The 7,780-nt window shown below is 71.4% G+C and carries 6 protein-coding genes and 1 pseudogene; 4 read left to right on the plus strand and 3 right to left on the minus strand.

The window, feature by feature from the left end; genetic code table 11:
* Positions 1-579, plus strand: a pseudogene (locus ACNAW0_RS29255) (hypothetical protein); the annotation flags it as partial.
* Between the two features lie 371 nt (positions 580-950).
* Here the strand turns inward: ACNAW0_RS29255 and ACNAW0_RS29260 are convergent.
* Positions 951-2,219, minus strand: a complete 1,269-nt coding sequence (locus tag ACNAW0_RS29260; protein ID WP_416291268.1) for an MFS transporter — start codon at positions 2,217-2,219, stop codon at positions 951-953.
* Between the two features lie 11 nt (positions 2,220-2,230).
* On the minus strand, positions 2,231-3,550 hold the full coding sequence (locus ACNAW0_RS29265) for an MDR family MFS transporter (RefSeq protein WP_416291273.1): 1,320 nt from the start codon (positions 3,548-3,550) through the stop codon (positions 2,231-2,233).
* Positions 3,551-3,701: 151 nt separating this feature from the next.
* Here ACNAW0_RS29265 and ACNAW0_RS29270 point away from each other — a divergent pair, with 151 nt between their 5' ends.
* Positions 3,702-4,469 (plus strand): phosphoglyceromutase, encoded by a 768-nt coding sequence (locus ACNAW0_RS29270; protein WP_416291269.1) that lies wholly within the window; start codon positions 3,702-3,704, stop codon positions 4,467-4,469.
* A 61-nt stretch (positions 4,470-4,530) separates the two neighbouring features.
* On the opposite strand, the gene phoU is transcribed toward ACNAW0_RS29270, so the two are convergent.
* A complete protein-coding gene (gene phoU / locus ACNAW0_RS29275) occupies positions 4,531-5,178 on the minus strand; it encodes a phosphate signaling complex protein PhoU (RefSeq protein ID WP_416291270.1) in 648 nt (215 codons plus the stop codon).
* A 209-nt stretch (positions 5,179-5,387) separates the two neighbouring features.
* Here phoU and ACNAW0_RS29280 point away from each other — a divergent pair, with 209 nt between their 5' ends.
* Both ACNAW0_RS29280 and ACNAW0_RS29285 read left to right on the plus strand, forming a co-directional pair.
* Complete coding sequence (locus ACNAW0_RS29280) at positions 5,388-6,671, plus strand: sensor histidine kinase (RefSeq protein WP_416291271.1); 1,284 nt, start codon at positions 5,388-5,390, stop codon at positions 6,669-6,671.
* Between the two features lie 30 nt (positions 6,672-6,701).
* Complete coding sequence (locus ACNAW0_RS29285) at positions 6,702-7,385, plus strand: response regulator (RefSeq protein ID WP_416291272.1); 684 nt, start codon at positions 6,702-6,704, stop codon at positions 7,383-7,385.
* The last annotated feature ends 395 nt before the right edge of the window (positions 7,386-7,780 follow it).

Raw genomic sequence — 7,780 nt, forward strand, 5'->3', positions numbered from 1 at the left:
ACGGTCCCCGCCAGGAAGACCGTCGCCAAGAAGGCACCCGCCGCGAAGCGGACGGTCCCCGCCACGAAGGCCGCAGCCAAGAAGGCACCCGCCGCGAGGAAGGCGGCCCCCGCGAGGAAGGCGGCGACGACGCGGGCGCGACCTGCGACGACGGCGGCCGGTACGGGCGGGCGGGCGGTGCCTTCCGCGGGCGGTACGGCGGCGACACCGGTCCGGACCGGCCGGTCATCAGCCCGTTCGGTCCGGTCATCCCAGCAGATCACGTCACTGCAGGATCGTCCGGAACGTCCCGGTCGGAGCCTGGTGACCGCCAACCACGAGGTGATCCAGCGCTGGGCGCGGGCTCGTGGCGCCAAGCCGGCCACAATTGCCGGCACCGAACGGGAAGGCCGGCCGGGCGTGCTGACGTTCAACATCCCCGGGTACCGGGAGAGCAGCCGGATCCGAGAGATCACCTGGGACGACTGGTTCCGGACCTTCGACTTGCGCGGCCTGAACCTGATCTACCAGGAGCAGATGCGGGACGGCCGGCAGAGCAACTTCTTCCGTACGGAGAACCCCGATCGGGAGGACGCCTGAGGTTTGCGGGAATGGCTGGCGGGAACCCGCTGTTGGTCAACGCATGGCCCGAAGTAGGGGTAGCCGGATTTCCGACACGGGTGCTGTGACGGGCAAGACAGCATTCCGAGTTGAATCCAGAATCCCGGGCGAACTAACTTTATTGCACCGCGCCACGCTTGTAATCGTTCGGGGGAGCGGCGGATCGATCAGGTCCGCGCAGGCGAGGCGCGAGGGATCGGGTGGAGCACACCGTTGGGGGACGGTGCCATCCGAGGAACCGGCGGCGCGAGCGGGCGACGCTTACGGGGGTGAGTGTCGCCCGCCGCCGCCGGGTGTACGGAGCGAGCGCCCACCACGACGGGGGTCGGGGTGGGCGCTCGCGCATCCGCTCAGCCGCGTACCGGCTCCGCCTCCCGTCGCCGTGCCAGCGATGCGGCGACCCGGCGTTCCCGGGACGGCCCGGCGAGCAGGTGACCGACCACCGCGACCAGGCCCAGCCCGCCGACGACGAGCCAGTGCCGTTCGCCCAGGTGCTGAAGGCTCAGCCCGCCCAGCGCCGGCGCCACGAAGGACGCCATCGGGAAGGCCAGGGAGAAGACCGACTGGTAGCGGGCCCGCAGTTCCGGCGGCGCCAGCTCCGCGTTGATCTGTGCGTTCGGCGGTGCGGCGAGCATCTGCCCGACCGTCCAGACCACCGCCGCGCCCAGGTAGAGCGGCAGGTCGTCGGCGACGGCCAGGGTGCCGAAGCCGAGCGCCATCAACCCGGTGGAGACCGCGAGGACGCTCGACTTCCGGTACGGCTCGATCAGCCGCGGCACGAAGAGCTGCCCGACCACGATCAGCGCGCCGCCGAGCGCCACCACCAGCCCGTACGCCGAGGGACGCAGGCCGTCGGCCCGCATCGCCAGCGGCATGATCGTGGAGGTCTGCTGGGCCAGCACGGCCAGCAGGAAGGTCAGCCCGACGAAGACGAGGAACGTGCGATCGGTCAGCGCGGTGTGCAGACCGGGTCGCCGGAGCCGGCCGGGACGAACCGGCTCAGCCGGCGCGCCTCCGGTGGCGGACGGCCGGGCGGCGCGGGCGAGCGTCTCCGGGACCTTCAGCGCGATGACGGCCGCGGCGGCCAGGGTCGTCGCGGCGTCGACCAGGAACAGCGCGACGAAGCTGGCCTCGGCCAGCACGCCGGCCAGCAGCGACGCCACCGCCATGCCGAGGTTGAACGCCCAGAACTGGAGGTTGAAGGCGCGCGAGCGGCGTTCCTCCGGCACCACGTCGACGATCGCCGCGACGAACGCCGGGCCGGGCATCGAGTGCACCAAGCCGACCAGCGCGGCGAGCACGGCGATCACCGCCAGGTGCCGGCTGAACGCCAGCCCCGCCATCAGCCCGGCCGCGGCGAGGTGCGCGGCGAGTATGGTCGCCCGTCGCCCCCACCGGTCGGCCAGCACCCCACCGAGCAGCGTCCCGACCGCCCCACCCGCCCCGAACGCCCCCACCACGAACCCGGCGAGGGACTCGGAGGCGCCGCGCTTGGCGGTCAGGTAGAGCGAGAGGAACAGCATCGCGAAGGCACCGGCCCGGTTGATCAGCAGCCCGGACCAGAGGTACCAGAAGGTGGCGGGGAGCCCGCCGGCCGTGTCGTCCCACCAGCGCCGCATCGGGGCGTACCTCAGGAGGCTGCGTGGACGGGCTCGGCGGGTGCGTTCGCGGCGGCCCCGGCCACCTCCGGGGCCGGCTTGCCGACCACGGTGACGGGCCGGACCGGCGCCGCGGGGGCCCGGAGCTGGGCGGCGCGCCGCTCCCGGGCGGGGCCGGAGACGAGGTGAGCGACCGCGACCGCGCCGCCGATGACGGCGCAGCCGAGCCAGAGTGTGCTGTTGCCGACGTGCTCCCGGACCAGGCCGCCGAGGATCGGGGCGGCCGCCCCGGCCACCTGCCAGGAGAGCGAGAAGACGCCCTGGTAGCGGCCGCGGAGCGCGGCGGGGGAGAGTTCGGCGATGAGGGTGGCGTTGGACGGCGAGTTGAGCATCTCGCCGAGGGTCCAGATCAGCACCGTCAGGCCGTAGAACCAGGCCGCGTCGGCGAACGCGGTCAGCCCGAAACCGACGCCCATCACCAGCGCGGCGAGCGCCAGCACGTGCGACCGGCTCCGGCCCTTGATCAGCTTGGGCACGAAGAGCTGACCGACCACGATCAGCACCCCGTTGAGCGCGATCACCGAGCCGTACGTGGCGGGGCTCAGGCCGGAGTCGCCCATCGCGATCGGCAGCATCGAGATGTGCTGGAGGAAGACCAGCGCGGCGAACAGGTTGAGCGCCACGAAGCCCAGGAAGACCCGGTCGGTGAGGATCGTCCGGAGGGCACCGGCGGGAGGGGCCGCGCCCTTGACGACCGGGCCGGTCGCCCGGGTCTCCCCGACCCGGGCGAAGATGATCAGTGCGGTGACCAGGGTGGTCGCCGCGTCGACCAGGAAGAGCAGCAGGTAGCCGGCCTGGGCGGCGACGCCGGCGAGCACCGCGGCGCAGGCGAAGCCGAGGTTGATCGCCCAGTAGTTCAGCGAGAAGGCGCGTAGCCGGTCCTTCTCCGGCACCACGTCGACCATCATGGCCCCGAACGCCGGACGGGCCATCTCCGCGAACGAACCCAGCAGCAGGGCGCCCAGCGCGACCGCCCAGAGTGGCCGGGCCAGGCCGAGCGCGACCATCATGGTGGCCGCGCCGAGGTGCGCGGTGAGCAGGGTGGGCCGCCGTCCCCACCGGTCGGTCAGCGTGCCGCCGATCGTGGTGCCGACCGCGCCGCCGACGCCCCACATCCCGATCACCAGGCCGGCCTGCGAGGCCGAGAAGCCGCGTGCCTGGGTGAGGTAGATGGCCAGGAAGACCAGGACGAACGAGCCGAGCCGGTTGATCAGGGTGCCGGTCCAGAGGTACCAGAAGGATCTCGGTAGCCCGCCCGTGGTGTCCCGGAACCAGCCCTGCACCGTTCGCATCCCCACGCCCCCGTTTTGGTAATGACCAATATCTGTATAGCGCCTTACAACCTAGTCCCGCTCCGGAACGCCGGTCATCAGGTTTTCCACGTGGTGGTCGTCACCACCGGTCCCCGCGTGTCCGCCCATCAGGTACGGCAGGATGATCCGCATGACTGCGAGCGAGGGGCCCACCATCGGGACGCTGGTCCTGCTGCGGCACGGCGAGAGCGACTGGAACGCCAAGAACCTCTTCACCGGTTGGGTCGACGTCGACCTGACCGCCAAGGGGGAGAGCGAGGCGCGACGCGGCGGCGAGCTGCTCCGTGAGCACAACCTGCTGCCGGACGTGGTGCACACGAGCGTGCTGCGCCGCGCGATCCGTACGGCCGAGCTGGCGCTCGACGCCGCCGACCGGCACTGGATCGCGGTGCGCCGGTCGTGGCGGCTCAACGAGCGGCACTACGGCGCGCTCCAGGGCAAGAACAAGAAGCAGACCCTGGACGAGTACGGCGAGGAGCAGTTCATGCTCTGGCGCCGGTCGTACGACACGCCGCCGCCGCCGATCGACGACAACGACGAGTGGTCCCAGGTCGGCGACCCCCGGTACGCGCTGCTGCCGACCGAGCTGATGCCGCGGACCGAGTGCCTCAAGGACGTCGTCGAGCGGATGCTGCCGTACTGGTACGACTCGATCGTGCCGGACATCCTGGCCGGCCGGACGGTGCTGTTGGCGGCGCACGGCAACTCGCTGCGCGCTTTGGTCAAGCACCTCGACCAGATCTCCGACGAGGCGATCGCCAAGCTGAACATCCCCACCGGCATCCCGCTGCGCTACGACCTCGACCCGGACCTGCGCCCGCAGACCCTCGGTGGCACGTACCTCGACCCGACGGCCGCGAAGGAGGCCGCCGCGGCGGTCGCCAACCAGGGCCGCTGACGGTGCAAGGAGGGGCCCCTTGTCAACGCCTTGGTGTTGACAAGGGGCCCCTCCTTCGCTCTCAGGCGGTCGCGGTCTCCCCGGTGATCAGGTAGACCACGTGCTCGCCGACGTTCACCGCGTGGTCGGCGAAGCGCTCGTAGAAGCGGCCGAGCAGGGTCGCATCGATCGCCGTCTCCACTCCGTACGGCCAGTCGTCGCCGAGCAGCACGGCGAACAGATTCTTGTGCAGGTTGTCCATGGCGTCGTCGTCGCTGTCCAGTTCGCCGGCGATGGTCGCGTCGGGCCGGGCCAGCACCGTGCCGATCTTCCCGGCGATCCGGTCGGCGATGCCGGCCATGTCGGTGAAGACCGGCCGCAGCTCGGCCGGCACCGCCGGCGAGGGGTGTCGGCGCAGCGCGGTCTTGGCGACGTGGTCGGCCAGGTCGCCCATCCGCTCCAGGTCGGCGGCCACGTGCAGGGCGGTGATCATGGCGCGCAGGTCAGAGGCGACCGGCGCCTGCCGGGCCAGCAGGTCGCAGACCCGCTCCTCCACGTCCCGGTAGAGGCCGTCGATCTCGGCGTCCCCCGCGGTCACCCGCTCCGCAGCCGCGCGGTCGGCGGTGAGTAGGGCCGTGGTGGCCTGGCGCATGGCGGCGCGCACCCCCTCCGCCATGTCCACCAGCAGTTGGCTGACAATCTGCAGGTCGGCCCGGAACTCGTCGCGCATCGTCACTTCCTGGGGTCGGTGGCCGCCGACGGCCGGGCGGGCCGCCCACGGCGTGAGCAGGTGCGCGACCCACGGTAGGCGGGGGTGACCGGATCCACGGTGAACCCGGGTGAACGACGCGGGACCCACGAGTGAACTTTTTCGGAAGTGAGCGTGCTTCGTCCCATTCCGTCCGGTCGTCAGATGAACATTGATTCTACGATCGCCGGGTGGAATGGGCGGTGGCGGTCGAGGTGGCCGTGGCTCTGGTGGCCGGACTGGTCGCCGGGCTGCTGCTGTCCGGACCCGTCCGAAGATGGCGCCGGTCGGCGCTGCCGGGCAGCGAAGGCTCCCGTCGGAGTGTAGGGAGGCTCGCGATTCCCGACGAGCATCAGGGCGGGCTCTCCGGGCTCGGCCGCAAGACCATCGACTCGCTCCGCGCCGGGGTGGTGGTGCTCGACCCGGACGACGTGCCGGTGCTGGTGAACCCGGCCGCGCGTGCGATGGGTCTGCTCCGGGCCGGCACGGCGCCCGGATCCATCGCGGCGCACCCGCTGATCCGTACCCTCGCCGGCCAGGTCCGGCGCACCGGCGTGCGGCGCGAGATCGAGCTGGACCTGCCGCGCGGTCGCGACAGCGCGGGGGACAACCCGCTGGGCGTGCACCTGCGCGCGATGGGCCTGGGTGCCGGATACATCTCGATCGAGGCGGCCGACGTCACCGAATCGCACCGGCTGGCCCGGGTCCGGCGGGACTTCGTGGCCAACGTGAGCCACGAGCTGAAGACACCGATCGGTGCTCTCCAACTCCTCGCCGAGGCGCTGGTGGATGCCACCGAGCCGGCCGGCGAGGGTACGCCCGAGCTGTCCGAGGACATGATCGCCGCCCGACGGTTCGCCGAGCGGATCCAACACGAGTCGACCCGGCTGGGCCGACTGGTGCAGGAGCTGCTGGAGCTGACGCGGCTCCAGGGCGCCGAGCCGCAGCCCGCCCCGGAGCCGGTCTCCGTGGACGGGGTGATCGCCGAGGTGATCGACCGGACCCGGACCGCGGCCACCGTTCGCCGCGTGGAGATCGTCGTGGACGGTCAGCGCGGCCTCACCGTGTACGGCAGCGACAGCCAGCTCGCCACCGCCGTCGCGAACCTGGTGGAGAACGCGATCAACTACTCGGGCGAGGACACCACGGTCCGGGTGACCGCGCGAGCAACCGACGAGCACGTCGAGATCGCCGTGGCCGATCAGGGCATCGGCATCGCCCCGAACGAGGTCGACCGGATCTTCGAGCGCTTCTACCGGGCCGATCAGGCCCGCTCCCGGGCCACCGGGGGCACCGGCCTCGGCCTGGCCATCGTCAAACACATCGCCAGCAACCATGGCGGTCGGGTGTATGTGTCGAGCACTCTTGGTGGGGGGTCGACGTTCACCCTCCGGTTGCCCGCCCGCCCCCCGGACGACCTGGAGGCGACACTCTCCTCCGCTGGGATCGAGGCCGGCCCGGCCGAGCTTCGGTAGGTTCGACCGACAGGAAAGGAAACACCCCCGTTGAGCCGCGTACTGGTGGTCGAGGACGAGGAATCGTTCTCCGACGCCTTGTCCTACATGCTCCGTAAGGAGGGATTCGAGGTGTCCGTCGCCGCGACGGGCACGTCCGCCCTCACCGAGTTCGACCGAACCGGTGCCGACATCGTGCTGCTCGACCTGATGCTGCCGGAGATGTCGGGTACGGAGGTTTGCCGCCAGCTCCGCCAGCGGTCACACGTCCCGATCATCATGGTCACCGCCCGGGACAGCGAGATCGACAAGGTGGTCGGCCTGGAGATCGGGGCCGACGACTACGTGACCAAGCCGTACTCGCCGCGGGAGCTGGTCGCCCGGATCCGGGCGGTACTGCGCCGGCAGAGCGCGGAGGTGACCGAGTCGGGTACCCCGACCCTGGCCGCCGGCCCGGTCCGGATGGACATCGAGCGGCACGTGGTGACCGTGGACGGCGCCCCCGTGCAGCTGCCGCTCAAGGAGTTCGAGCTGCTGGAGCTGCTGCTGCGCAACGCGGGCCGGGTGCTCACCCGGGGGCAGCTCATCGACCGGGTCTGGGGTGCCGACTACGTGGGCGACACCAAGACGCTGGACGTGCACGTCAAGCGGCTGCGCTCCAAGATCGAGCCGGAGCCGTCCGCGCCGCGCTACATCGTCACCGTCCGGGGCCTCGGCTACAAGTTCGAGCCCTGATCGGCGGTCTGGTTTGCGGTTTCCGGGTGTGGCCCGGCACCGCGTTTGACCAGCGGTTTCGGGTATGGCCCGCCGTGCCCGGCGCCGGGCGGTCAGGCCTGGTTCCCTGCGCCGGTCACGGCGGGCTACCCCGTGTCGCGCCGTTGTGCGTCGGGTGTGTGGTGACCGACTACTCGATGTGCGGGATGTCGTGGTGTCGGTGTGTGCCGGATGTCGCCGTTTGCGGGACACGGAGTGGATCATCGGGGGTCTGTGGTCGCCTGTCTGGGTGTTCTGCGGTCTGGTGTCCGGTTCGCGGGTGGTCGGCGGGCGTCGCCAGCCTGGAATGCCGGCCGGTCGGGGGTGGTTGAACATCCGTGGACGGCCGAGGAAGACGCCCTGGTGTGGTGGGGTGC

This window comes from Micromonospora sp. SL1-18 (genome assembly GCF_047921505.1).
In the GTDB taxonomy this organism is placed as follows: domain Bacteria; phylum Actinomycetota; class Actinomycetes; order Mycobacteriales; family Micromonosporaceae; genus Micromonospora.